At 45.3% G+C, this 24,981-nt stretch carries 27 protein-coding genes; 19 read left to right on the top strand and 8 right to left on the bottom strand.

All coding sequences use genetic code 11. The features are described from left to right. Positions 1-7: 7 nt before the first annotated feature. Positions 8-1,099 carry a class I SAM-dependent methyltransferase gene (locus tag AC4IFB_RS07490; protein WP_490779818.1) on the top strand — a complete coding sequence of 364 codons (1,092 nt, stop codon included), beginning with the start codon at positions 8-10 and terminating at the stop codon, positions 1,097-1,099. On the opposite strand, the gene AC4IFB_RS07485 is transcribed toward AC4IFB_RS07490, so the two are convergent. Both AC4IFB_RS07485 and AC4IFB_RS07480 read right to left on the bottom strand, forming a co-directional pair. Further along, positions 1,096-1,797, bottom strand: a complete 702-nt coding sequence (locus AC4IFB_RS07485) for a NeuD/PglB/VioB family sugar acetyltransferase (RefSeq protein WP_490776850.1) — start codon at positions 1,795-1,797, stop codon at positions 1,096-1,098. The genes AC4IFB_RS07490 and AC4IFB_RS07485 overlap by 4 nt on opposite strands. Continuing rightward, on the bottom strand, positions 1,790-3,127 hold the full coding sequence (locus AC4IFB_RS07480; RefSeq protein WP_490776851.1) for a phenylacetate--CoA ligase family protein: 1,338 nt from the start codon (positions 3,125-3,127) through the stop codon (positions 1,790-1,792). Before AC4IFB_RS07480 ends, AC4IFB_RS07485 begins: the two co-directional genes overlap by 8 nt. Before the next feature lie 197 nt (positions 3,128-3,324). Between AC4IFB_RS07480 and AC4IFB_RS07475 the strand changes: the two genes are divergently transcribed. Both AC4IFB_RS07475 and AC4IFB_RS07470 read left to right on the top strand, forming a co-directional pair. After that, positions 3,325-4,110, top strand: coding sequence for a class I SAM-dependent methyltransferase (locus AC4IFB_RS07475; RefSeq protein ID WP_490779817.1), 786 nt, complete (start codon positions 3,325-3,327; stop codon positions 4,108-4,110). A gap of 51 nt (positions 4,111-4,161) precedes the next feature. Then, a complete protein-coding gene (locus AC4IFB_RS07470) occupies positions 4,162-5,214 on the top strand; it encodes a sulfotransferase (protein WP_490776853.1) in 1,053 nt (350 codons plus the stop codon). On the opposite strand, the gene AC4IFB_RS07465 is transcribed toward AC4IFB_RS07470, so the two are convergent. Continuing rightward, positions 5,168-6,358 (bottom strand): DegT/DnrJ/EryC1/StrS family aminotransferase, encoded by a 1,191-nt coding sequence (locus AC4IFB_RS07465; RefSeq protein ID WP_490776854.1) that lies wholly within the window; start codon positions 6,356-6,358, stop codon positions 5,168-5,170. The two genes, AC4IFB_RS07470 and AC4IFB_RS07465, sit on opposite strands and share 47 nt — an antisense overlap. An 855-nt stretch (positions 6,359-7,213) precedes the next feature. Between AC4IFB_RS07465 and AC4IFB_RS07460 the strand changes: the two genes are divergently transcribed. From AC4IFB_RS07460 to AC4IFB_RS07435, 6 genes are all read left to right on the top strand, one after another. After that, a complete protein-coding gene (locus AC4IFB_RS07460; protein WP_490776855.1) occupies positions 7,214-8,098 on the top strand; it encodes a PstS family phosphate ABC transporter substrate-binding protein in 885 nt (294 codons plus the stop codon). Between the two features lie 154 nt (positions 8,099-8,252). Then, positions 8,253-9,326, top strand: coding sequence for a phosphate signaling complex protein PhoU (gene phoU, locus AC4IFB_RS07455; protein ID WP_490776856.1), 1,074 nt, complete (start codon positions 8,253-8,255; stop codon positions 9,324-9,326). A gap of 1 nt (position 9,327) precedes the next feature. Then, positions 9,328-10,260 (top strand): phosphate ABC transporter permease subunit PstC, encoded by a 933-nt coding sequence (gene pstC, locus AC4IFB_RS07450; RefSeq protein ID WP_490776857.1) that lies wholly within the window; start codon positions 9,328-9,330, stop codon positions 10,258-10,260. A 5-nt stretch (positions 10,261-10,265) separates the two neighbouring features. Further along, positions 10,266-11,135: a phosphate ABC transporter permease PstA gene (gene pstA, locus AC4IFB_RS07445; protein WP_490776858.1), complete on the top strand. Its 870-nt coding sequence runs from the start codon at positions 10,266-10,268 to the stop codon at positions 11,133-11,135. Further along, positions 11,129-11,944: a phosphate ABC transporter ATP-binding protein gene (locus tag AC4IFB_RS07440; RefSeq protein WP_490776859.1), complete on the top strand. Its 816-nt coding sequence runs from the start codon at positions 11,129-11,131 to the stop codon at positions 11,942-11,944. Before pstA ends, AC4IFB_RS07440 begins: the two co-directional genes overlap by 7 nt. A 57-nt stretch (positions 11,945-12,001) precedes the next feature. After that, a complete protein-coding gene (locus AC4IFB_RS07435; RefSeq protein WP_490776860.1) occupies positions 12,002-12,778 on the top strand; it encodes a phosphate ABC transporter ATP-binding protein in 777 nt (258 codons plus the stop codon). A 247-nt stretch (positions 12,779-13,025) separates the two neighbouring features. On the opposite strand, the gene AC4IFB_RS07430 is transcribed toward AC4IFB_RS07435, so the two are convergent. After that, positions 13,026-13,421, bottom strand: coding sequence for an Hsp20/alpha crystallin family protein (locus AC4IFB_RS07430; protein ID WP_490776861.1), 396 nt, complete (start codon positions 13,419-13,421; stop codon positions 13,026-13,028). Between the two features lie 22 nt (positions 13,422-13,443). Next, positions 13,444-13,887, bottom strand: coding sequence for an Hsp20/alpha crystallin family protein (locus AC4IFB_RS07425; RefSeq protein WP_490776862.1), 444 nt, complete (start codon positions 13,885-13,887; stop codon positions 13,444-13,446). A 124-nt stretch (positions 13,888-14,011) separates the two neighbouring features. On the opposite strand from AC4IFB_RS07425, the gene AC4IFB_RS07420 reads away from it, so the two are divergent. The 8 genes from AC4IFB_RS07420 (at position 14,012) to AC4IFB_RS07385 (ending at position 20,272) form a co-directional block, all read left to right on the top strand. Then, entirely contained in the window at positions 14,012-14,620 is a 609-nt protein-coding gene (locus AC4IFB_RS07420; protein ID WP_490776863.1) for a TetR/AcrR family transcriptional regulator, read from the top strand. Between the two features lie 76 nt (positions 14,621-14,696). Next, positions 14,697-14,927, top strand: a complete 231-nt coding sequence (locus tag AC4IFB_RS07415) for a sulfurtransferase TusA family protein (RefSeq protein WP_490776864.1) — start codon at positions 14,697-14,699, stop codon at positions 14,925-14,927. 160 nt (positions 14,928-15,087) lie between these two features. After that, the gene (gene dsrE2, locus AC4IFB_RS07410; protein WP_490777040.1) at positions 15,088-15,582 is read left to right on the top strand and encodes a sulfur carrier protein DsrE2; all 495 of its coding nucleotides are present in this window, start codon (positions 15,088-15,090) and stop codon (positions 15,580-15,582) included. A 716-nt stretch (positions 15,583-16,298) separates the two neighbouring features. Further along, positions 16,299-16,610, top strand: a complete 312-nt coding sequence (locus AC4IFB_RS07405; RefSeq protein ID WP_490776865.1) for a hypothetical protein — start codon at positions 16,299-16,301, stop codon at positions 16,608-16,610. 53 nt (positions 16,611-16,663) lie between these two features. Beyond that, positions 16,664-17,692 carry a 4Fe-4S dicluster domain-containing protein gene (locus AC4IFB_RS07400; protein ID WP_490776866.1) on the top strand — a complete coding sequence of 343 codons (1,029 nt, stop codon included), beginning with the start codon at positions 16,664-16,666 and terminating at the stop codon, positions 17,690-17,692. A 14-nt stretch (positions 17,693-17,706) separates the two neighbouring features. Then, entirely contained in the window at positions 17,707-18,960 is a 1,254-nt protein-coding gene (dsrP, locus tag AC4IFB_RS07395; protein WP_490779816.1) for a sulfate reduction electron transfer complex DsrMKJOP subunit DsrP, read from the top strand. Positions 18,961-19,008: 48 nt separating this feature from the next. Then, positions 19,009-19,821 carry a hypothetical protein gene (locus tag AC4IFB_RS07390; protein WP_490779815.1) on the top strand — a complete coding sequence of 271 codons (813 nt, stop codon included), beginning with the start codon at positions 19,009-19,011 and terminating at the stop codon, positions 19,819-19,821. Between the two features lie 124 nt (positions 19,822-19,945). Continuing rightward, positions 19,946-20,272: a c-type cytochrome gene (locus AC4IFB_RS07385; RefSeq protein ID WP_490776869.1), complete on the top strand. Its 327-nt coding sequence runs from the start codon at positions 19,946-19,948 to the stop codon at positions 20,270-20,272. A gap of 41 nt (positions 20,273-20,313) precedes the next feature. On the opposite strand, the gene AC4IFB_RS07380 is transcribed toward AC4IFB_RS07385, so the two are convergent. Further along, positions 20,314-20,772 (bottom strand): hypothetical protein, encoded by a 459-nt coding sequence (locus tag AC4IFB_RS07380; RefSeq protein ID WP_490776870.1) that lies wholly within the window; start codon positions 20,770-20,772, stop codon positions 20,314-20,316. A 37-nt stretch (positions 20,773-20,809) separates the two neighbouring features. Between AC4IFB_RS07380 and AC4IFB_RS07375 the strand changes: the two genes are divergently transcribed. Together AC4IFB_RS07375 and AC4IFB_RS07370 are read left to right on the top strand one after the other, a co-directional pair. After that, positions 20,810-21,181 (top strand): hypothetical protein, encoded by a 372-nt coding sequence (locus AC4IFB_RS07375; RefSeq protein ID WP_490776871.1) that lies wholly within the window; start codon positions 20,810-20,812, stop codon positions 21,179-21,181. A 42-nt stretch (positions 21,182-21,223) separates the two neighbouring features. Then, a complete protein-coding gene (locus tag AC4IFB_RS07370) occupies positions 21,224-21,556 on the top strand; it encodes a c-type cytochrome (RefSeq protein WP_490779814.1) in 333 nt (110 codons plus the stop codon). 6 nt (positions 21,557-21,562) lie between these two features. On the opposite strand, the gene AC4IFB_RS07365 is transcribed toward AC4IFB_RS07370, so the two are convergent. Then, positions 21,563-22,930 carry a sigma-54-dependent transcriptional regulator gene (locus AC4IFB_RS07365; protein WP_490776873.1) on the bottom strand — a complete coding sequence of 456 codons (1,368 nt, stop codon included), beginning with the start codon at positions 22,928-22,930 and terminating at the stop codon, positions 21,563-21,565. Beyond that, entirely contained in the window at positions 22,931-24,781 is a 1,851-nt protein-coding gene (locus tag AC4IFB_RS07360) for an ATP-binding protein (RefSeq protein WP_490779813.1), read from the bottom strand. Between the last annotated feature and the right edge of the window lie 200 nt (positions 24,782-24,981).

Below are 24,981 nucleotides of genomic sequence, written 5' to 3'. Positions count from 1 at the left end.
TACAATCTTGAAAATTTTGATTTTCCCAGTCGACATGGATGCCTCTGAGGCTTTTATCTCAGTCACCCGCTCGCTGGATATACCACTACTTGGCGCCACATCGGTAGAGAAAACAACTCATCATCAAGGTATAGATCAGTTGATTCATCTACCCTACATCACCGAACCGGATTTTGACAAAATCTTTGCCGATACCTTAAAAACACAAGATATAACACATATCTATTCACCCCATCCCGGAGTCTGGACCTATCTGAAGCAGTTAAATGAAGAAAATATGGAGCACTATACCTATCATTTGTGCCACCCCTCACCCTATCAGAATAATTGGTTCGAATATAAAGCCAGCTACGATTGGGCTAAACAGATCTCTGTCGATAGGTTCCTAGACGGTTTTGATACGGGTACAGGAACAGATCCACATCGTCAATTGACGATTAGTGAGTATGCAGGTCTTCATAAACAGTTTGTTCGAATAGCCGGTCAGTGTGATGAAAACAAACTCGCTGCTCTCACACAGATACTGCGCCTGACCCAAAAAGGGGATCTCGTTGAAATTGGCTCCCTCTATGGGCGTTCTGCTTTTGTCATTGCCTGGCTGTCAGATCGATACCGTATCGGAAACTTCATTACTATCGATCCTTGGTCCAATGAGGCACTTGAGAGCCAGGGAGAATCGGCAACTATTTTACATACTGATACAGAAACAATTGACTTTGAGCCTATTTTTAAAAGTTATCTCAGCAATATGTCACTACTCAATAACGTCGGGTATATTCGTGAAACATCCGACAGAGGAATTGAAAAATACCGCAACGCCATAGATCAAGGTAGCTTGTACAACTCTGAGTTCAATGAGATCACTGTTTCAGGGTCGATTGCCCTACTCCACATTGATGGTAATCACAGCTACTCTCATGTTCGTCAAGACATAGAACTTTGGGAACCCTATCTGGCCTCAGGTGGATGGCTACTACTGGATGACTACCTGTGGGCATTTGGAAGAGGTCCTCAGCAAGCCGGGGATGACTTGATAGGTAGGGGGAATTTCGATTTGGCCTTTGTCGCTAGCGATACACTTTTCCTGAGAAAGATTTAATCAATTTCTGACTTGGTGAAAACAGGACCAAGCTGAGGATTAGACACGCTAGGATTATCCCGTATCACCTTTGCTGGAGATCCCACCGCCACGACATTGTCCGGTATATTTCGTGTAACCGTGGCACCCGCTCCAATGATGCTGTTTTTCCCCACTGAGACACACTCTATAATCTGGCATCCAATGCCTAAATAGGTCTCATCGCCACAAACAACATCACCGGCAACACGACTGCCTGGGCCGGCAAATATCGAACTACCCAGCTGGGCGCCATGACCAACCGTGACTTGCCAGTCCAAGGCAACAAAGTCATCAAGTAAAGCACCATGATTGACTGCATTCATCCCCATTAGCAAGACACCTGCACCAATTTTTGCATCTGCTGAGATATAACTTGAAGGATTTACTATGGCCGGACATTCAGCATGCTGTTGCAATAGTAGCTTACCATAGCGATTTCTAGCCACTGGATCGCCAATTCCAACAGCAAACAGATGATCATCAATAAACGATTTTTCTAACAATAGATCATCACCTCCGATGATAGGAAGTCCTTTCACAAATTCTGCCTTCAGGTTGGTTCGATCAATAAAACCAGCAACATCAAATCCCGCTAAGTGTGCAACCTCCAACATACAGCAAGCATGACCACCACTGCCGATGATCACCAACGGTTTTTCAGATTGGCTGCTATTCATCAAAACTCCTATTGCGGTTATCGATTACGCGGCGAGCCTTGAACTTATTACTAGGGAAGCTACCAGGATTACATGTTTCAACCTTTACCCTGAGTCCGAGGTTGGTTTTAAGAAGTCGTTCGGCCTGATTATGAAATTGGGATCGATTTACAGATAGTTCAACCTCCGCTTCTACTCTGATCTCATCTAAAGCTCTACATTTCTCCAGAACGATCCTGAACTCAGTTCCCATTCCATCGATACTACGCAGGATATCTTCTACGTCTGAAGGGTAAAATTTGACTCCTCTTACAATGATCATATCATCCAGACGCCCAATGATTCCGTGGGGCAATCGTGGGTAGCTTCTTCCACATGAACAGGGCTCGTCTGTCATTAACGTTTCATCGCCAGGATAGTAGCGAATCATAGGCTGTGATCTACGCCATAGGTGCGTATAAACAACCGCACCTCTCTGGTTAAAGCCCAAGGATCGGTTTGGGTTTGCGGGATCAACCACTTCAGTGAAATCAATGTCCTGATAGACATGCATACCTGTGCGATCAGCGCACTCCATATTGGAACAAGGGTGTAACTCTGCCACATTACCAAAATCGATTGCGCTGATGCCAAACCCCTCTTCCAGTCGTTTTTTAACTGTAGGAATACTGCCCCCAGGTTCGCCGCCAAAGAAACCAAGGCGTAAACGACTGGACGAAAGTTCAACACCCATATCTTGAGCAGTCTCCAAGATATGCAGGCAATATGATGGTGTTCCGCAAAGCACTGTCGAGCCTACCTGTTGCAGCATCATAATCTGTCGCTCAGTATTCCCCCCCGCCATAGGCAGCACTTTGGCACCAATCTTTTCTGCAGCAGCCAACAGTCCCCAACCACCGACATAGAGACTCAATGGAAAGACAATTTGCACAATATCGCTGGCCCTCAGGCCTGCTGCCCAGCACTGTAAAGCCTGGGCTTCAGAAATCCCATCCCAGTCATCCCCTGATATAGCGAATAGTGTGGGCTGCCCAGTGGTACCAGAAGTACCTTGAATTCGCGATACTTCACTAAAATCCACTCCCAGGTAGTTACCAAAGGGAGGAAAATCCTGCTGGGATTGCCTGAGCATAGCCTTTGTAACAACGGGAACCTTACTGGTAAAGTCGTCTATAGTCTCAATATCACTCGGATGGACCCCATGCTCAGTGTAGAGCTGTCGGTAAAATGGGGTCTTCTCATAAGCATATTCCAATTGAAACTTGAGACGCTGTAATATCAACGCTTGTCGCTCTTCCGGTGGGCGTGTCTCCCTCTCCTTGTCCCAAAACTGTTCATCAGTAGAATGCATGATTGGTTAGTAGTTTACTGTTTACCTGGATATTGTCTGCCCCTTTTAAAGGGCTGCGAACACTAATCTGTTATAGGGGATATGTTACACTCAACCTTAGCATTGCTTTGGCATGCAGTATCTGCCCTCATGCATCCCAGAAAACGGTCTCAATCCTATCATTGAGGTTTGTTTCAGCTAATCCTAGTATATCAACAATGAACTGCCTCATCTGCAATACTTCAAGCCACTACTTCTTTACAAAACAGTTCGATTGTTTTGGCCTGGAAAACGTGGATTACCATCGTTGTCACCACTGTGGGAGTGTTTTCGCCAAAACCTTATTGGAACTAGCAGAAGAAGAATGGCAGACTCTGTGTAGTGATTATCACGGTAGCTATCGGGATAGTGGCAACAACCCTGACGACCCGAATTGGTTACAACGAATAAATCACCAGGGAGAGACGCTGCTGGCACTGACTGACTTAGGCATACTACCTGGAGATGAGAAATGGCTCGACTATGGCTGTGGCGAGGGTGAACTGGGTTCCTTACTTAATGCAGCAGGTCTAAATGTTGATTGTTATGACCGCTATTGGAAAAAAACAACATATATTGATAGCTCTGATTTGATACCAGGTCGTTACCCACTTGTGATCAATACCTCCCTATTCGAGCATCTTCGTGACCGAGATACTATGGACGCAATCATTAACCTAATATCCCATGACGGCGTCTTTGCCCTGCATACCCTGGTACGGGGTGAAATCCCTAAAAATCCCGACTGGTTCTATCTGCTACCAGTACATACAATTTTTTTTACAAACAAAGCCATGGAAATACTATTTAGCAAATGGGGATTCAAGTGCTCTCTCTATGCCGTAGATGCCAGATTATGGTTGTGGTTCCGTCAACCCCTAGCCACTATGTTAAAGAGGGTTCCTGAAATGGATAAACCAAAACAGTGGCGCATCAGTGAGGGGTTTATGGCTTACTGGCCGTAATCTGATATAAAAATGCAAATCTCTGGCCTCCAATATTAATGAGTTCTGATTATGTCATATGAGCTGGACAATGAACTGAGAACTGAACCGTTTCTTCGAAACCCGCGACTGGAGACACTTCTTGAACAACTCAATGGAATGCTACATTGTGTCTCTGTAGAACAGTTGAAACAGTTCAAAAAGCCAAAGTACCCAATTATCTTTGTGGTTGGCGGGCCTCGCTCAGGCACCACATTGATGATGCAATGGTTAGCCTCTAGTGGCCTTTTTGGATACCCATCAAACCTGCTTGCACGCTTTTATCAAGCACCTTACATCGGTGCGATGATTCATCAGATGCTGTTCAATCCTGAGTTCCAATATAAGGATGATTTTGCAGACCTGAGCCCCTACACTTTGGAAAGCAGCTTTAAATCTGATCTTGGTAAAACTGTCGGCATCGCTGCACCGAATGTGTTTTGGTATTTCTGGAGACGCTTTTTTGATTTTAATGACTGCCCATATTTGAATAAACAGCAACTACAGAATGCAGATACTTCATCCTTTGTCAAAGAGTTGGCAGCCATTGAGTCAGCATTCGATAAGCCTTTCGCATTAAAGGGGATCATCGCAAATTGGAACTTGGAGTTCATTGACACACTCTTTGATAAGGTTCTGTTTATCCACGTACGACGCAATCCAGCCTATCAGATGAACTCCATCATTAATGCCAGGGAACGTATTCGGGGAGATCGAAAATTATGGTGGGGCTTTAAAACACCAGAATTAGAAAATCTCGAGTTCCCCACTCCGGAAGAAGAGGTGGCCGCTCAGATTTTTTTTACCCGGAATACAATAGCAGAGTCATTTAGTAGAATTTCAAGTGATCGTTGGCTAGAAGTAGATTATGAAGCATTTTGCCTTAAGCCCAAGCAGGCATATCGTGAACTGGCCAAACGATTAGCGCAGCAAGACTACTCTATTTCCGATCAATACCCTGGCCCTTCAAGTTTCTCAAACAACAATGGGGCCTATACCAAGAAGATAGAGTCGCTAGAGCATATCTACGAAGAGTTTATTAACAGTCAGCAGCAGACGATGGTTCAGCCAACAGCACCCGAATAATTGAAACCACCGTTTCCACCATTGATTCATCAAGCGTTGAACCTGTTGGCAAGACAATGACTCTTTCAGATACCTGTTCGCTGTTTACCAGATATTTCTTTGCTGATGGATAGAGATTTCGATAAGGCTCCATATTATGGCAGCCAGGCCAGAAATAGCGTCTGGCAAGAATATTCTCAGCATGTAATACTTCTACGATCCTATCTCTGCTAACCTGACAACTGTCACTGACCTCAAGAATGATATACTGATAATTATTTAACTCCCTTTCATCATATTCGAGCAGATGAATATCTGATATATCAGATAGCCCTCTTTGGTAGGCATGATAGATCATTCGATTATGTTCAGTTACTTCATCAATGACCTTCAGATTTGAGAGTCCCATAGCAGCAGAGATCTCAATCATCTTTCCATTCGTACCGGGATAGATTACTTTATCAACGCCAGCAAACCCAAAGTTTCGCATGAGCCTCATCTTTTCGGCCAGATTGTCATCATTGGTTAGAACAGCGCCACCTTCAAAGGTATGAAAAAATTTCGTGGCATGAAAACTCAAAACTTCACATGCACCAAAACCACCCACTCTCTTACCCTGGTAGGAACAGCCGAAAGCATGAGCTGCATCAAACATCAATTTCAAACCACTCTCTCTGGCAATTTCTTCCAGTTCATCAACAGGAGCAACGCGCCCCCATAAGTGAACACCAATAATGCCCGATGTTCGCGAGGTAATCATTTTCTTAACTGCAGCGGGATCGAGATTATGGGTTTCAGGGTCTATATCTGCGAAGACGGGGGTAATTGCCTGCCAATAGAGAGCATGAGCAGTAGCAATGTAAGTGTGAGATGGAAGTATAACCTCTCCCTCTAACTTCAGAGCCCGTATAGCAATCTCCAATGCGACTGTCCCGCTACACATTGCAACACAATGTTCAACCTTGTGTATTTCGGCAATCCGTTGCTCAAGTTCTCGAACAACAGGACCATTATTTGTTAACCACTGACTATCTAAAATTTGTTCTGTGTATTGCAAAAAAAGCTTACGATCGCCGATAAAGGGGCGCCCAACATGAAGTGCCAGTTCAAACGCAGGTTCAGCACCATTAACTGCCAAATCATGGATATTTCGAATAGATTTCATTCAGTGTTTAAAAATAGGATTTACGAACACAGTAACGGGTTACTTACCCTGTAGTATTAAGGGCACCTCAAAGTTTCACACCTTGTCCAAGGAGTTACTTTGAGTCCCGTACTCTAATACACAGACGTTAATAGATGTCTCGGATTGTAACAATCACACCAAAACGAAAATATACACTACCCTCTCATCTACTGCTAACTATTCCATTTACGCCTTTTAATACAGGTTCGCAATCAAGGCTTGTAATCATTAACTAGCCAGATAATTGTTAGGATAAATATCGCTACGAATATGGCCAACTGATACGCAATTTTAGACCGCGCCAATTCCCCAACAAAAACTCTTGGTCTTTATCTTTGAGAGAGGATTCAGGATAAGTAATAAAGCCCATAGTAACGAATGGATTATGAGATTCGACGGCTATTGATAATAGAGCATCAAATTAATTCCCAGGCTGAACTGATTCATGACTAAAAACAGACTGATCAATTAATAGAGGTACCCTTAACATAAAGAAACCCAAGACATTCAGCGCATGTATTTGAATATTTTAGTAATAATTGATTAATACCTTATTAAACAGCATGTTATGAGTGTTTTATAAACCATTACATAAATATTCTAACGCTAAGTATTTAAATAAAAAAATAATCTCTAATATGTAATACAATTGTAATAATTTAGGCATATGATTGTAATCGTTTTGTAATATTTGATCCGGATGGAGGTTCTTCTGTACCAGTACAGATGAAGCGCCTCAATAATGGTGCCGACAGATATACATTACAGATACGACAAGAGGCGTTAAGAAGCCCTGTTTCAAATAATTAATCACACATATATCTGAGGGGAATCATGAACATCAAACGATACACTACCCTATCAATGGCAGCTGCTGCCTTGTATCTGACTACACAGGTTGTCAGCGCTGCAGATCGCACCGTTATCCAAAACAAAGGCTCAGATACTCTAGTTAATGTCGCTCAAGCCTGGGCAGAAGAGTACCGAGATGTCGATTCCAATGTCGCTATTGCTGTTTCCGGTGGCGGATCAGGAACGGGAATCGCAGCGATGATTAATGGTACCGTAGATATTGCCAATGCCAGCCGTAAAATGAAATCAAAAGAGATTCAACTGGCAAAAAAGAAAGGACAGAATCCAGTCGAACATGTGGTGGGCTATGATGCGCTTGCCGTATTTCTCCACAACGACAATCCAATCAACGAGCTCAATTATAGCCAGTTACAAGACATATTCGCCCGTGGAGGCAAGGCCACCAAATGGTCGGATTTAGGCATTTCCTTACCTGGTTGTAAAAGTGATGAAATCGTAGTTGTCAGTCGCCAAAACAATTCCGGCACTTACGCCTACTTCAAAAAAGCAGTCTTGGGTAAGAAAGGTAAATTCCGCCAGGGAACCCTCGATATGCACGGCTCTAAGGATGTGGTCGATCTGGTCGAAAAGACACCTTGCGCGATCGGATACAGTGGTCTTGCCTATGCTACCGATCACATAAAGATGGCTTGTGTCAGCAGTAAGGCTGGAGAAACTTGTATCAGCCCCAGCGTAGCAACTGCAAGCGATCGTTCTTACCCTATTGCCCGCCCTCTTTTCATGTACAGCAATGGTGAACCCAAGGGTGAAATCAAAACCTACCTTGATTGGGTAAAAAGCGACGTAGGACAATGCATACTTCTGAAGAAAGGCTACGCCCCTATCAGAAATGTGAGTTGTAACTAATACTCTTATAAGTTCCACTGAGACTATTGGGGTCGAGCTGGTTGAGTGTCAAAGTGACATCTCAATCAGCCTGAACAGGATATGTAGTAAATAGTTTCGGCATAACAAACTAGAAAATATATTCAGAATCACGTTCAACCTGGAGCATCGAGCAATGTCGCATCTTGAAGAACGACTGGAGCGAGACCTTTCAAATCTGCATGACCGTGTAGCAAAAATGGCAGCTCAAGTTCAGGAAGCAGTAAAAAACTCAGTCTATGCACTACAGACCGGAGATAACAAGCTCGCTTATTCGACAGTATTAAACGACAACCCAATCAATCGATGTATGCGTGAAATCGATAGAATATGTCATCGTTTTTTTGCTGTGCACATACCAAGTGGTGGACATTTACGCCTTCTCTCTTCAGTAATTCGCGCCAATATAGAGTTAGAAAGAATTGGCGACTATGCAGTAACGATTGCACGAGAGGCAGCTCAACTTTCTGAATCTCCCAGCGGTAATCTTGGCCGGGAATTAGAGCGGGTGGCAAATGAAACAATGCTGATGCTTCAACAATCAATCAAGGCATTCACTGAATTGAATGCAGAATTAGCCAAAAGCACCATGGTTATGGCCAGTGAATTCGAGCATAATCTCGATGTCATCTATACAGAGATGATGGCCAACGATGATCGGCAACGTGTAGCTGAAGTATTAGCGATATTTGTTGTCTTCAATCAGCTAAAGAGAATTGCTGATCAGTCAAAAAATCTCTGTGAAGATACAGTATTCGCTGTTACCGGTGAGCAGAAAGCGCCGAAAGTCTTCAACATTATGTTTGTAGATGAAGACAACAGTTGCCACTCTCAATTGGCTGAAGTCATTGCCAGGCAAAATCATCCCAATGTCGGCAACTACCGTAGTGCTGGCCGAGTTGCTGCAGATACAATCAACAGCAATCTAATCGAATTTCTTGAAAAGAGAGGCATCGATTACAGTAACGCAGATTTAACAACATTGGAAAAACTGACTGGAAAAGAGATATCAGATCAACATGTAATCATAAGTCTTCAAGGAGAAGTCTCCTCCTACTTGCCAAAACTTCCATTTCGAACATCAGCGATTGAATGGGGCCTGGGTGACATCCCTGAAGATGAGGACAGCCATGAGTTTGACCATCTGTACCGTGAGTTAGCTGTTCTGATCAAAGATCTGATGGAACTGCTTCGTGGGGAGGATGCTTGAAATGCCCGAAACCAATTCGCTGAAAATACCGATTGCCAAGGACTTCGATCGTCGTAATCTAGACTGGTATATCGATAAATTCATTCAGTCTATTGTCTTTGTGGCAGGCATTTCTGCAATTATCTTTATTATTGGCATCTTTGTATTCATTACTATGGAGGGTATGGGATTCCTATTTGAAGACTTTACTTTTAAGGAGTTCTTTCTCTCTCCTTTTTGGGAACCCTCAGACGAAGATGCACCGGAATATGGCATCCTGGCTCTAGTTGCCGGTACAGCCAGTGTCACTGGATTGGCAATGATTGTTGCAATTCCCTTCTCCCTTGGCGCCGCTATCTTTATAGGGGAATTTGCCACAGGAAAAATGCGCGAGTCACTCAAAGTTCTGGTGGAACTCTTAGCTGCAATACCATCAGTAGTATGGGGGTTCATCGGCTTATCCATTATGAATCCGCTTATTATCGATTTGTTTGATGTGCCTGTGGGTCTAAATGTCTTAAATGCCGGCATAATCCTCGGATTGATGGCAGCACCAATAATGACATCCATTGCAGAAGATGCCTTAAAGGCTGTACCTGACCGTTATAGAGAGGCGGCTGAAGCGCTCGGCGCAACGCGCTGGCAAGTGATCTATAAAACTGTAATCCCTGCAGCTAAAAATGGCTTATTGGGTGCTGTGCTTTTAGGTGTTGGCCGAGGCTTTGGGGAGACCATGGCGGTATTAATGGCAACTGGGCACGCTGTAAATATCCCAGGCAGTCTATTTGATCCAGTTCGTGCACTGACAGCCACCATTGCCGCAGAGCTGGGTGAAACAGCCGTTGGCTCACCACACTACCAGGCACTGTTCACCATTGGCATCTTTCTATTCATTATTACTTTTCTGATAAACCTGACAGCGGATCTGATTGTCCGTGGCATCCGTAAGGGGTAAAACAGATGTTTGCTGAATCCGATTTAAATATTAGGAACAAACGAGTACAAAATCTGTTCCGCACACTTTTTTTAATGATGACAGTGTTATTGATCATACCTGTCGCCATCATCCTGATAACACTTGTTGCCAAAGGTGGCAGCGTTATCTCAATAGATTTTCTATTCACCGATCCTACAAACGGAATGACTGCCGGCGGCATCTTTCCTGCGCTGATTGGTACAATATGGATAGTAACCGTCGCGCTACTGGCATCTGTTCCCCTGGGTGTAGCTGCTGCGATATATCTTAATGAATATGCCGGTGATAATTGGTTCACCCGCATCATTCAACTGGCTATTATCAACCTGGCAGGCGTACCCTCCATAGTTCATGCCCTATTCGGCGTTGGTGCTTTCGTTATCTTTTTTGGTTTTGGTACGAGTATTCTTGCAGCCAGTTTAACCCTGGCGATAATGACCCTGCCTGTGGTCATCGTCTCTACACGTGAATCTCTAAGAGCCGTCCCGCAGGCATTCCGTGAAGCTTGTTGGAATATGGGTGCAACCCGATGGCAAACCATTCGGCGTGTTGTATTACCAAACGCAGTCAGCGGCATATTGACCGGTGTCATTCTTGAAGTATCTCGCACCACTGGGGAAACCGCGCCAATCATGTTCACCGGCGCCGCTTTCTTCCTTCCTTTCCTGCCTCAGGGTGTTTTTGATCAAACCATGGCACTCTCACTCCATCTATTTGTTGTTGCAACCCAGGTACCCGGGGTACCAGATGATCTGCCATTCGGCGTTGCCCTTGTGCTGATTGGAATGGTACTTCTCATGAACAGCATTTCGATCGCGTTCCGCATGTATCTAAGAGGTAAAAAGAAATGGTAGACCTGAGTGCAAGCGCAATCACTGAGACAGAGATTGAAAGTTCAGCTGAAGATGCCCCAATAAAACTCAGTATTGACGACTTAACGATCAAGTATGGTAATCACACCGCGCTGAAGGATGTAAACCTCACTGTTCGGGAGCATGAAATATTTGGGATTATCGGGCCTGCCAATGCAGGGAAAACCTCATTTCTTAAAGCATTGAACCGTATGGACACCTTTGACAGCAACATGTCTGTAGAGGGTGAAATCAAGTTTAACGGTTTAAATGTACATAAGTTAAAAAATATCTATGCCCTACGCAGCCGCATTGGGGTGGTTTTTCCACTACCAGTAGGCCTGCCCCTCACCATCTACGAAAATGTCGCGTTATCACCCAGACTTCGAGGCATAAATAACAAGAGTGACCTGGATGTGATTGTTGAGCGTTGTCTTACTCGGGCCGCACTATGGGATGAAGTAAAAGACAGACTAAACTCACTCGGCAGCCTGCTATCAGGAGGACAACAGCAGCGACTGACAATCTCTCGAGCACTATCACAGGATCCTGATTTATTGATGCTGGATGAGTTCTCTATTGCGGTAGACCCAGTGACAACGATGCGCATAGAGGATGTACTAAAAGAGTTGAAACAGGATATGACCATCATATTGGTTACCAACCTTGTTCAGCAGGCTCGTCGCCTTGCAGATCGAACCGCATTTTTTCTCGAATCTGAGTGTGTGGAGGTAGGCAACACTGAAGATCTATTCACTGGTAAGGTAAATGACCAAAGAACCCGCGACTATGTCGAAGGTAAATTTGGTTGATTCCAAATAAATAATTCCAAACGAAGACCAAATATGAACGCCACTGCAAACGCCGAAATGAGTAATTCTCCTGAGTATGCCATTCATACCCGTGATCTAAATCTATGGTATGGAACCTTCCAAGCTCTATTCGATGTGAATCTCAGTATAAAAAACGGCATTATAACCTCGCTGATCGGCCCTTCAGGTTGCGGCAAATCTACCTTTCTGCGCAGTGTTAACAGGATCAATGAGCGATTGGGATATGTTCGTATCAAGGGGAATATTGAAGTTCTTGATAATAATATCTATGCCCCAGGTGTTGAACTGGTTCAGGTAAGAAAGCAGATTGGAATGGTTTTTCAAAGACCCAACCCTCTACCGGTATCGATACGCGACAACATTCTTTTTGGTCATCGCCTGCACAATAAAGATCAAAAGACTTCAAAAAGTGATGATGATGATATTGTCGAGTCGGCACTGAAAGAGGTCTTATTATGGGAAAAGGTCAAGGACCGCCTAAACGACAAAGGCACAGAACTCTCTTTAGAAGAGCAACAGAAACTCTGCATAGCCCGCTTACTACCAGTAAAACCAAGTGTGTTGTTAATGGACGAACCCTGCTCCGCTCTCGATCCTAAAGGAACAGCTGCAGTTGAAGAGCTGATCTGGGAACTACGGGGTGAATACACGATACTGATCGTTACCCATAATATGGCTCAGGCCAGACGAGCCAGTGAAGAGTGTATCTTTATGCTGATGGGTAAGGTAATCGAGCATCAGCAGACAGATGACCTGTTTGTAACACCAGAAAAAAAAGAGACTGCCGACTATATCGAAGGCCGATACGGTTAGGTCCCGGGTTAACTCTGATTACTCTCTGTTCATCTGTTCATCATTCTGACGTATGACCGCCAGCTATTGTCTGGAATATATTTAAGTTATCTATGGTGCGTCAGGGCCGCACCCTACATTGCATGTCTATTAACTCCTGCTATCCAACACTAATCGTTCAGGGACTCTCTGGGTAACTACAATAAAAAGCCCCGACAAGATTCGTATCAAGCCGGGGCGAATTATCCGCAGGTAAGCAGGGGGGCGCTTACGTGGTGCGAATCTCTATTTTTTTCGCTTTGAACTCCTGGCGCTTTGGAATTTTCATCACCAGTACGCCATCGTTGAGTGAGGCATCAATCTGTTCACCATCAAGTTCTTTACTAAGTGAAAAGCTTCGCTGGTAGCGGCTAGCATGCAGACCGGCATTGCCCTCCTTTATACTGTCTGGTAGAGGTAATTGAACCTCACCATCAATTGAGAGGATCTCGTTGTCGATCTCAATATCCAGTCTCTCTTTGGCGACACCGGGTATATCTGCTACCAGCGTGATGCCGTTGCTATCTTCGAATATATCCACTTTTGGCCTAACTGATTTGTAGGAATTAGCTCTAGTGGCTTGACTGTTTTGCGATTGCCTAACTACTTCTTTCTGCTGGGTCATGATTCTTTCCTCCAATCCACAACTATTGAACTGATATTTGACGTGGCTTAGCAGGTTCGCGTCTTTTAACACTGACATGCAATACACCATGCTGATAATCCGCATCTACCTTTTCAGCATCCACATCATCAGGCAAATTAACCAGATAACTAAACTCACCAGAAAAACGCTCTTTTTTTACAGCACTCGCCGCTTCACTATTTCCTTCAGAACGACTACCTGAAATGCTCATCTGATTATTATCCAGTGTTATATCCAAGGCCTTGGAATCAATACCTGCGATGGCAAGATAGATATCAACCTGTTCAGATGTCACACCTACATTAAGTGGGGGTTGATCTGCACTCTTTGGTTGATTGGGTAGGGTTCTAATACCTGCCGCCTCAAGTAGACGTTCCATCTCATTCTCTAGGAACATAAAATCCTTTCTCATGCCTCTTTCAAAACCGTTTAATCTTGTGAACATTTTAAAATCTCCTGGCATTTGTTATGCGTTAGGTAATAGATAGGGACGCATCTAATTTTTTTCAAGTGAGTATAAATTTGAAAAAAAACCTTGACTTGACCGATCGGTCTAATATACTGAACAGATGAATAGTGAACTGGATACTAAAGAGAGAATCCTAGCGACAGCCCGTGAACTCTTTCATGGCAGAAGCTACGCAGATGTAGGTATTAAAGAGATCTGCTCTCTCGCGAAAGTCCAGAAAGGCAGCTTCTATCACTTTTTCCCTTCCAAGCAAGACCTTGCTATGGCGGTCATCGACAACATGTCAGATGATTGGGCAAACGGTTTTGTTGCTGAAGCTTTCGATGAAGCTCTGGCCCCTATAGAGCGTCTCGACTATATGGTCGATGCAGTCTACTACTGGCAAAAAGCAGCGAAGAGCATCGAGGGACGTATGCCCGGATGTCTTTTCGGTAATCTTGCACTTGAAGTCAGTACCCGTGACGAAGTCCTGCGAGCCAGACTGAACGCTGTCTTCGAAAAGGCAAGCAGCCGCTTCAATGAAGCGCTAGAACAAGCAATAGAGATTGGCGATATTCCCCCACTTGATACAAAGGCAACAGCTACTGCGATGCTGGCCTACCTGGAAGGTGTGATTTTGCTAGCTAAAACCAGAAATGATCCTGAGGTTGTGCGAAACCTGGGACCTGCTATCAAGAGTATTCGTATCGAATATAAACATAAGAATTGAGTACTATTTTTTTGACATCAGACTTGACCGACCGGTCATCTTGTATGACTTAACAGCAACATAGAGGAGAAAAGTCATGAATGAAAACACACACACACTGGATGCGCGGGGCTTGAGTTGTCCATTGCCAATATTGAAGACAAAAAAAGCGATCTCTGCACTGGCCGCAGGAGAGATATTAGAAGTGATTGCAACCGATCCGGGATCGGTAAAAGACCTGGACTCATTTTGCAGTCAGACAGGCAATGAAATGATCACAAGTGAATCCTCAGAAGATGGATTTTTTTTCAGGATTCGTAAGGCTTGAAATTAGTGTCAATCTGATCTGAATATTACTAATTGCAAGGAGTTGGAAAATGAGCAGTACAGCATCTGTTGTCGATTTACCGACGAATGAATTAAATCAGTGGTTTGATCAACGTTTTACCGAAAAGATGGAGGAACGTGAAGCAAACCATATCCCTTCAATGACCATCATCGCTACTAAAGGTACTCTGGATATGGCCTACCCGCCATTTATCCTTGCCTCAACAGCGGCAGCATTAGGTTGGGATGTATCGATCTTCTTTACCTTCTATGGTCTGAATCTTTTGAAACAGAGCCTGGATTTAAAGGTTAGCCCACTAGGTAATCCTGCAATGCCAATGAAATTGCCCGAAGGCCCGAGTTGGATCAAGGGCAAAGAGATTCCGATGCCTACCTCAATCATGACGCTACTGCCGGGCTTTGAAAATATGGCAACTGGCATGATGAAGAAAACCATGGATCAGAAAGGTATAGCTTCCATAGATCAACTCAGAGAGTTGTGTATTGAGGCAGAAGTAAAACTCATTGCCTGCCAAATGACAGTGGATCTATTCGATTACGGGAAAGAGGATTTTATTCCTGAGATTGAAGAGTGGGTTGGTGCCGCCAGCTTCCTGCCCAGAGCAATGAAAGCTGATGTTAATCTTTTTGTATAACGAATTATCAAACAATAAGGTTTAGTCTTCTGCCCTCCTCCCCTGTTATATGGGATGGAGGGCAGAAAGCGGAGATTACAAGTAAGTTAAGCAATGTCCACTCTGCCCTTGAGTGGAATATACCTCATATCGGCATTTTAAAAGTGGTAGGGTTAATATAATATCGCTACGCCCCTTATACATTTCTATATGACATAGATTTTCGCATCTATTGTTAAACCCGATGCATGTGTGGATGTATGGTCATAAATATGGATTGATCGATTGCCACCCAGAGCCTGTTAACACAAACCCAATCGGCTCTGGTGCCCCTGAAAGCCTGGAACTATTTGATTTGTATTAACAAGCTCTGGGAAGTTAGGTAAATCATCCTGCCCCGACAAATTGGCATATTTTTTTTCTCCTAGATAACAGTCATTTACCCAGTCATCCATCTATTGGCATGACATTTTGTCATATTCTTGGGGTGCAACTCCTCCCAACCTTTTTTTGTTTTTTTCCATGCCAGACAAAGGGATATCTACACTATTCCATACCTGGCATAAGGATTGCTCTTTCTATATGAATTGGTTTGCACGTTTACCATAAACACCCAACATAACAGCGTGCTGTACCAATCAGGCTTGCTTATTGCCAATAACCAATAACTGTCGGCTGGCATAGTTCCGTGTAACGGAATCAAGCGAAAACAGATACAGGCACATGGGGTGACCTAGATGATTAAACAGTGGCTCATTCAAATAGAGCAGTGGTTATTTGATAAAAACAAGAATAAGCAAACGCCCAATCTCGCCCGCAGGCGACTCTTCAGGCAGGCAGCCATTGGTGCGGTGAGTGTCACTGGTACCGCAGGCTTGGCCAAGAGTGTTGTCGATGCCGTTCCCGCTCCTGATATAAAACAGAAATACCGGCAAGATGCCGCGCAAGGAGAAGTGGAACTCAGACAGAGAGAATATGTAGTAATGACCAACCATGAGAAAGAGGCGATGCTGCAATCATTGATCAAAAACTACAACAACAAAACCTGAGCACCATGAGAGGCTTCAAGCCTTTATGATAGCCACTCGATCAGAGGACAGCCATGCCCAAACAAGATTCGAGCAAAACGAAAGATAACAAACTCACAACCCGCCGGGATTTCCTGCGCAGTGCGGGAAACTATACAGTGGCATCACTCTCCGGCGCGGCAATGCTGCTCTCTGAACCAAAACCGGCAAAAGCCAATGTGACCTGGGAGGAGCATTTCCAAAAGAACTATCGACTGATGACGGACGAGGAGAAACAGCAGGCCATCGAACGCCTTGAGACCCGCTATTCCGAGAAATTTGGCAAGCAGGTTACTGTTGCTGGCACCCCCTCCATGGAGGGGGTTCTGTTCGGTTATGCATTAAATATTCAGAAGTGTATCGGTTGTCGTCGATGTGTTAAGGCCTGTGTGGCTGAGAATAATCAGTCCCGCGGGGATGAGCAGCAGATCGAGTGGATCCGGGTGCTACGTATGGAAAAAGGAAAGTTCTCTGAAACAGACAGGGATCAACATGGCTATCCTGAATCCTTTGGCGTACAGGTAGGTGGTAATGCCTACAAACCTGCCGGTGTTGTATTGGAAGGTCAACACTACTACGAACCGGAACAGGTTCCGGAAAAGGATGCCTTCTATTTTCCAATGCAGTGTATGCAGTGTGAAAAGCCACCATGCGTCAAAGTCTGTCCGGTACGCACCACCTATCGTGATCCAGATGGTATTGTCGTTATCGACTACAACTGGTGCATCGGCTGTCGTATGTGCATCGGCGCTTGTCCCTACTGGGCAAGACGCTTCAACTGGGGTGAACCCAATCTGCCCAAGGAGGAGATGAATCCTGTCACTCACTATCTGGGTAATCGTCCACGCATGAAAGGGGTTGTCGAGAAGTGTTCCTTCTGCGTTCAACGCACCCGCAAGGGCCGCTGGACTGCCTGCGTCGAAGTCTGTCCCGTTGGTGCGCGAAAGTTCGGCAATCTGCTGGATCCCAACAGTGAAATCCGTAAGGTCCTGGACAAAAAGAAGGTGTTTCGTCTGCGAGCCGACCTCAACACCTATCCAAAGTTTTTCTATTTCATGGACTAATGGGAGATCCCCCAATGCGTTTTTTTCAGTTCGTGGTCGATTATCTCAAGGCGGGCTTTACCGGCGGTATCCTGTTCTGGTCCTGGATGCTGCTACTGCTGTTTTTCATCATGCTCTGGGGCTATGGTGAGTATGTACAGATCGCCAATGGCATGATTGTCACCAATCTTAACGATCAAGTCAGCTGGGGATTCTATCTGGCTAATTTCGTCTTCATGGTAGGTGTGGCGGCAGCTGCAGTGACAGTGGTTTTTCCCGCTTATGTCTATAAACACAAAGAGCTGCAGCGGATCGTGGTGTTGGGTGAAATGATTGCCATTGCCGCGGTAGTAATGTGCCTGCTGTTTGTGATTGCCCATATGGGAAGACCTGACCGACTATGGCATCTCCTGCCAGTGATAGGCATCTTCAACTGGCCCCACGCCATACTGACCTGGGATGTCATTGTGCTCAACGGCTATCTGCTGCTGAACATCATCGGCGGTTACTACTACCTTTATAAGAAGTATAGCGGTGGCGAAGTCAACAAGGCCTTCTATCTGCCGATTGTCTATATCGCCATTGTCTGGGCATTGAGTATCCACACGGTTACCGCATTCCTAATCAATACCATGCCGGCACGCCCCATGTGGTTCCATTCGATGATGCCGATCAAATTCATCACCACCGCTTTTGCCGCAGGTCCATCACTGATCATTGTTGTGTTCCTACTGGTGCGCCGCTTTACCCCTATGAAAATTGCCGATGAAGCCTTTCATCTGCTCTCACAGATTGTGGTCTGGTGTCTGGGTATCGCTCTGTTTTTGACTATGTCGGAGATCGTCACCGAACTCTACCCTGCGACAGAACACTCCCTGGGATTGCAATATCTGATGTTCGGACACAATGGACTGAATAGCCTGGTGCCCTTTTTCTGGACAGCGCTCTCCCTGATGGTGGGATCCTTCATACTGCTGCTAATCCCCAGGATCAGGAAAAATCTGACGCTACTACCGTTTATTTGTGTTGCCGCTTTCGTCGGCATCTGGATCGAAAAAGGTATGGGTTTGATGCTGCCCGGTGTGATTCCAACACCGGTTGGCGAGTTCGCAGAGTATACCCCCAGCCCTATTGAATTGATGGTGGTGGGTGGTATCTGGGCAATAGGTTTTTTCCTGCTCACCTTCATGCTTAAAGGTGCAGTGGCGGTACTACTGGGAGAGGTTCGTTACCAAACAGGAGCTAGTAAGCAAACAGTTTCAAAGCAGCAGGCCGAAGCGACAACCTGAGTGAATGAGGCTTGAATTGAACAGGCAAATTCGAATTGGAGAATAACCATGACATGCTATCGAAATCATCGGCCACTCATTGGTTTATGTCTGCTGCTTTTTCTATTCGCCAGACCATTAATCGGCACAGAGAATCAGACTGGCGAAGAGTGTTTCGAAAGTCGGGATGGCATGTCTCAGGTTAAGGTTCGGCAAATCAGCCCTGAGCGGGTGAATGTTAAATGTTCATCTACAACCGGGGGTGTGCTCTGGTGGGATGACCCATTCGCAGACACCATTCCCATGGGGGATATGGAGATCGAAGCGGACTACTCCAATGAAGAGGCAGTGGTGAGACCCCGTGAACCACAGCTCGACAGAAACAAACTACTGACAATCTGTAGCATGGCCTGCCATGATGGCAGTTATGTACCGATTCCCCACACTAAGAATGCACGTCCGCTGAAGATGCATCTGGACACGGTACCAGATGCCATGAATCTCAAACATGGCAAGGGAAACATCTGGTGTCTTGATTGTCACCATCTGGTAGACAGAACCAAACTGATTGACAATTTTGGTTACTCAATCAGTTTCAACCAGCCCCAGAAGCTGTGTGGCAAATGTCATGGACAGGTCTATCGTTCCTGGCGGAACAGCATCCACGGCAAGCGTATCGGTATGTGGGACAAGGGGGGGAAAAAACGTTGGTGGGTCTGTACTGAATGCCATAATCCTCATGATGTTGAACAGGAAAACAGAAACTCAGGTTTTGCCCAACTGCGTCCTGAGCCAGCACCAAACCTGCCCAAGGGAATGGCCAATGCGGATCATGAAAGAATGCTCCATGGTGCAAACCTGGACGAGGCAGATCATGAGTGATGTCGCAGGCTGCAACTGCATGACCATTTAACACTAGGGTAGATCTTATGGTATCAAAAAAAGAGTGCCCTGCTCCTCAAGTCCATATGGGGATTATATGCAGTTTACTATTGGAAATATTGTCATGATAAGTCAAATCAGATTGATCAGTGTAACTCTATCTATTCTCTTCTCTATGTTACCGGTCAGAGTAGAGGCACTGGATGCGGCAGCGCTATATCATGAACGAACCTGTATTGCCTGTCACGGAGCTTATGGCAAGCAGCCGGTGATGGATGAGTATCCAAAATTAGCTGGACAAGCTGAGGCCTATCTACTGGCGCAAATGAAGGATATCAAGAGCGGATCGAGATCAAACGCTCATTCTGTCGCCATGAAAAATGTCATGCATCTGATCAGCGATGAAGAGATTGCTGTGTTGTCTAAATGGCTTGCGTCATTACCTGAATGAATGTTTTATCTAAACAGCACCAATGGTTGCAATCATTGGAATCAGTTGCTCCTGATGCTATCAACCAAAGCTGCAATCCGTTCATAGTAGGTTTCACGGTTCATACCGAGGATAGTGGCACCGAATATTTCTGCATCATTGGCTGTGGCGAGGTCACCATAGTTGACCAGCACCAACTGATAGAGAATAAGCAAAGGAAGATCGTCGTGTCGATTTTCAAAATAGTTATGCACCATGATGGTATAACCATCTTCGGGGTTCTCCGAGACCGGCTCTGTTCTGGCAAACATACCGGGCTCTATACCCTCGGAGACAAACATAAGCTTTACCGGGTAGCGAACGGACTTTCGATCCTCGAGCATATCAAGCACACTCTGGTAGTCAATTACCCTATCATAGCGCTCACGTATCTCTTCTGCCTTTTCCCGGGCATGCAGCGAGACAGCGCTGTGAACAACCTTCCCTGCTCTTTTTTTGACCTTGGGTTTCTGATCTGTCATGACAATCTCACATTAGCTTTTCCAATAAGGATAACGCATGGCTGAGTACAGACTGAAGTTTAGCGAAGATCCCATTGAGGAATCCAGACATCGCACCATGGATGAGATCCATCAGTTCATCCGCCTGATGGATGGAAAACCATTGGCAGTGGTAACCCTTGATGACAAACAGAGCGACCTATGGGACTCAGAGGAAGAGGTGGACTATCAGGATCAGTATGGACAACAAATCGTCAACCAAGTTTCAGATGGCACCACTGAAACGTTGCTCATCAGAAATAGCAACGGACTCCCGCTGGCATTGGGAGTAATCAACCATACTCATGGATGGCAGGGTATAGGCATAGATAAACGTCTTCGCTTTGAAGTCGCCAGAATGTTTCAAGCCGATGAAACAGAGTTTGATTGAGTGTAGAAGTACCACAGATTGTAATTAACCTAAGAGGTTGATATGAGAAAATCAAAGCATATTGATAGATTCATCTATCTCCTCATCGCCACAATTGCGATATCCAGCGCTTATGCGGAAAATGCAGACAACGATAGTGCCAGTCTCTACCTTGCGAAAGCGTGCGCAGGCTGTCACGGGGTGGATGGCCGCACACCGACAACGCCTTACTACCCAATCATTGCAGGGCAAAATGAAGCTTACCTTTATAATCAGTTGAGAGACATGAAGAACGGTAGCCGATCAAACAGCATGTCGAGTGTGATGAAAGGCATCATGAGCGCACTCAGCGAGAATGAGATGCGTACTATTGCAGCTTGGCTTGCCAAGCAGTAGCGGTAATCAACTTGCTTTGTAATTACTCTCGTCTAACTCGTAACGCTTAATCATACGATAGATACTGCGTTCACTGATACCCATAGCTTCAGCAACTTTGCCCCGGCGTCCTGAGTATTTTTTTAATTGATAGGATAAATAGTGCGCTTCCAGCTCTTCCAAGGAAGGATCGTGGTCAAAACTCAGGGTCACTACCCCTTCACTCTTCCCAAGCACACGGCTAAATGAAAAATGCTCTGGTTTGATGGTCTGCCGATCGCCAGAGATAATGATTGCCCGTTCGATTATGTTCTTTAACTCTCTGATGTTACCTGGCCAGTCGTAAGCGACCAGTGAACGAACCGCAGCTGAAGAGAGCCTCTTGCTGACGCGGGTTGAAAAAGAGTGATTATTTACGAAATACTCTGCCAACTCATGAATATCGTCACGCCTGTCCCGTAATGGTGGTATGACGATATTAAATGCGTTGAGTCTGAAAAACAGATCGGAACGAAAGCCACCTTCAGACGACATGGTCTCCAGATCCCGGTTAGTGGCTGCGACAATTCTGACATTCGCCGTCAGATCCTTGGTGCTGCCCAACCTCCGGTACTGTCCAGTTTCGAGCACACGTAAAAGTTTGGCCTGACCACTACTGTTGATTTCCCCAATCTCATCAAGAAACAGAGTGCCGCCCTCTGCCCCTTCGATCAAGCCTTTCTTCTGTTTATCAGCACCTGTAAAAGCACCCTTCTCGTGCCCAAACAACTCGGATTCAAAAAGGTTTTCCTGCAGTGTACAGCAGTCAACAGCAACATAGTTCTGCTCTTTTCGATGACTGTGCCCATGCAGGGCTCGCGCCACCAACTCCTTACCTGAACCACTCTCACCCTGAATCAACACAGTAATATCATTAGGCGCCACGACACCGATCGTCTGTTTCAGTTGAGCCATCGCTGTACTATTTCCCACCAGGGAAGAGTTGCGCTGAATGCTCTGCTCCAACTGTCTTTTGCAGAACATATGGTCTCTGCGTAAGGCAGCATTATCGAGCGCCCTTTCAACAGTAATTGTCAATGTGTCGAGGCTGACAGGTTTTACAATATAATCCACTGCGCCCGCTTTTATAGCACTTACAGCATCGCGCACAGAACCAAATGCAGTCAAAACGATTACAGGATAATTAACTGACAAACCCCCGATATACTCAAGACTATTGGCATCAGGCAGGCGTGCATCGGTGATAATCAAGGATGGTTCATACTTTTCCAGGTAGTCCGTTACACTGCCCCAACGACTCAGACCTTCCACCTCATAATCTAATTTTGATAGGTGTTTTACCATGAGGCTTCTAAGCGTATCGTCATCCTCTACTACAACCAATTTGGATTTCATCTATTCCTCCAGTTCATTCTGGGCATTCGGTAGTACTATGGTAAACACACTGCCAACAGAAACTTCACTGGACACATCAATAGTCCCACCATACTTTTCTATAATCGCCATACTGATTGACAGACCTAAACCTGTCCCTTTTACATCGTCGGCGCGGCGCGAGAAAAACGGATCGAAAATATAGGGGAGATCTTTGGGTCGAATACCCGCACCAGTATCAGAAAAAACCATCCGGACTTTATCCTCATCGACCGAACAGGAAACGGTTAAAATGCCGCCACCAGGCATCGCATGAAATGCATTCTGCGACAGATTGAGGGCTACCATTCTGATTTCACTGTCAGAGGCCAGGACACGGGGCACCTCATGTTCGTAATTCTCTTCAATTGTGATATTCGACTGATCAGCCTGCCATCTGATCAGCGTAAGTGTATCATGCAGCGCACTCGCGACATCGACCAGTTCCAGGTATTCCTGGGGCAATGCGCCGAGCTTCAACAACTTGCCGGTGATTTCAATACAGGTACTGATCTGATCGTCTATCAGTTCGAAATTATGCTTTATCTCTTCAGTGTAGTTGTTACGGATAACAATCTCGTTCTTAGCGGCATCCATAGCCAATTTAAGTGAAGCCAGCGGATTGTGAATCTCATGGGCGACGCCGGTGGCCAGACGCCCCAATTCAGAGAGTTTCTGTTCCTGGGAAAATTTAATTGTTTTTTCAAGATCTCGAATCGATTCAACAATGAGGGTCTTTGTCTGTCTGCCTTGTATAGTCGTTATGGGCGCCGCAAAAATCTCGGCTTCGAAGGTAGTGTGATCCAGACGGTGGTGTTGATGCATCACCTTGATCGGTTTTTTATTTCGTAACACTTCATGAATCGGGCACGTGATCAGGGTCGGTGGACAGGGCTTGGTTGCATTGTGCGTAACCCCGTAACAGGTGGCACCGACCTCCGCCATATCCTCCAGCAAGTGTTGTTCGCAATAGGCTTTGTTGACTAGTAAGACCCTGAAATTATCATCAATAATCCTGATGCCGTCAGGTATGGCGTCAACCAGGGCCTGCAGGAACCCCCTCTGTTCCTCCAATTCCAGCAGTTTCTCCTGTAGTCGCTCAGTCATCAGATCGAAGGTATTTCCAAGTCGGCTTAGTTCATCAGCCCCCTGCATGGAAACCCGGGTTTGTAAATTTCCAGCGCTCAACTCCTGACTTGCATTTGTGAGCTGTTTGACAGGCCTGAGAATATTACTATTTACGAACCACCAACCTCCTGCCAGGTTGAGAATCACGATCAGGAATCCTGCGCTCATCAGCATCAAGGTGGTATTGCTTACTTTGTTCCTAAGTGGTGTGGCATCGTAGTCGACATAGAGAATACCGTTGATCGGGTGCTGTTCTGCCTGACCATGACACTCTTTACAGAGAGGTTTGTTGTGTACCGGATTGATACTGCGCAGCAGCTCTTGCTGCGCTTCATTCTGCACAAAACGGGTTGTTTGTATTGTGCCCTGATAGGGATTTTTCAGCTTTTTGCCAAAGTCCCCGTCGTCACTGCTGAAGCGGATCTCACCAGCCGGATTAGTTATGAAAACCCTGACTATACCCTCTTGTTCACCAAGCTTCTTCACCATCTCGCTCAAGCCGGGAAGGTCTCGTTTGAGCATGGCATTTTCCAAGGATACCTGCAGCAGTTTGTTGACCTGGTTGGCGGTATCCGCCCTTGCCACCTCCAGCTCCGACTGGTATAGCGGGATGTAGAGTAATAGAAAGACAAGGGTGCTTAAAGCAAGACCTGATGTGGTACCCAGGATAAATTTTCTGTTCAGGCTGTCTCTTATCCAGTTCATCTCTTGTAACAACTCAGTTGCTCAGGATCAGATGGTCTAACTGAAATTGTAATAGTAAATAAAATATTTTTTTCTGACAATTTGTCATGTTCATGCGATGAATCCAATGATCATTTCGTAAATAAAAACTTGCTTTTCTGCTTTTGGCTTATGTTTTGCTCATAAATTGGGAATCCGATCACCTTACCCCCCCAATTGCA

This window comes from Candidatus Thiodiazotropha sp. AKIB8 (assembly GCF_058244675.1).
The sequence above is the reverse complement of the archived record's forward strand: the minus strand, read 5'-3'. Positions and strand labels throughout refer to the sequence as shown.